Source organism: Geobacillus sp. WSUCF1, assembly GCF_000422025.1.
Classification (GTDB): domain Bacteria; phylum Bacillota; class Bacilli; order Bacillales; family Anoxybacillaceae; genus Geobacillus; species Geobacillus zalihae.
This window is the reverse complement of the sequence record NZ_ATCO01000290.1, coordinates 1-917: the sequence shown is the minus strand read 5'-3', so window position 1 is coordinate 917 and position 917 is coordinate 1. Positions and strand designations below refer to the sequence as shown.

1 protein-coding gene is annotated in these 917 nt (G+C 45.0%); it reads right to left on the bottom strand.

Annotated elements, in window-relative coordinates; genetic code table 11:
- On the bottom strand, window positions 1-917 hold a 917-nt coding region (locus I656_RS0117265), incomplete at both ends, for an RNA-guided endonuclease TnpB family protein (RefSeq protein ID WP_050572335.1).

Sequence of the window (917 nt, the reverse complement as noted above, 5' to 3'; positions counted from 1 at the left end):
TCAGAAAGCGATAGAGACTCCTTGACTCGACCGCAGCACGAACACGTTTTGGACGAGGGGAACCATTTGTCGATTTTGATCAGTTTCTTCCCCTGTTCTTCCAATTTGTACCGAAGGAAAGTGATAAACATGCCCCAGCCATTGTCATGAACTCGTTGACCGAAATGGAGGGCTTGGGACATCCCTTTCATGTTGAGGTCTTCGATGACCACGCAATCATACCGTTTCGCTAATTTGTGCGACTCCTTATGCAGAAAGTCTTTTCGTTGGTTCGCAATTTTTTCATGCAGCTTTGCCACTTTCAGACGCTGTTTGTGCCAACGATTCGATCCTTTCTTTCTGCGTGATAGAATGCGTTGTTCCTTCGCTAATGTTTCCAATGCTTTGCGATAGAATCGAGGATAATTGGCTCTCTTACCCTCGCTATCGACATACAGCGTACTCATGGAAAAGTCAAGCCCAACCACCGTTTGTACTTCTTTTGGGGCAGGTTGATGTTCGTACTCTGTGAGGATAGAAATATAGTATTTTCCTGTTTTGGTTTTCGTGATCGTACAAGCCTTGATGATATGGTGGGCAGGAATCTCCCGGTGTTGCTTGAGCTTGATCCACTTCAGTTTGGGCAGCTTGATATAGCCATCTGAAAGCTTGATGTTGCCATTCACCACATTTGTGGTGTACGACTGTTTCGCCTTGCGGTTTTTGAACTTGGGAAATCCAGCGCGGCCGGAAAAGAAGTGTTGAAACGCTTTCTGCAAATTTAGTTGAGCATTTGCCAGCGCAAGGCTGTCCACTTCTTTTAGCCAAGGAAACTCCTTTTTGTACTTGGCAGGGGTCGGAAATGTTTGCTGTTTCAAGGATTCTTGATCGTCCTTGAACTTTTCAAACATTTGTATGCGCTCTTCAAGCATTTTGTT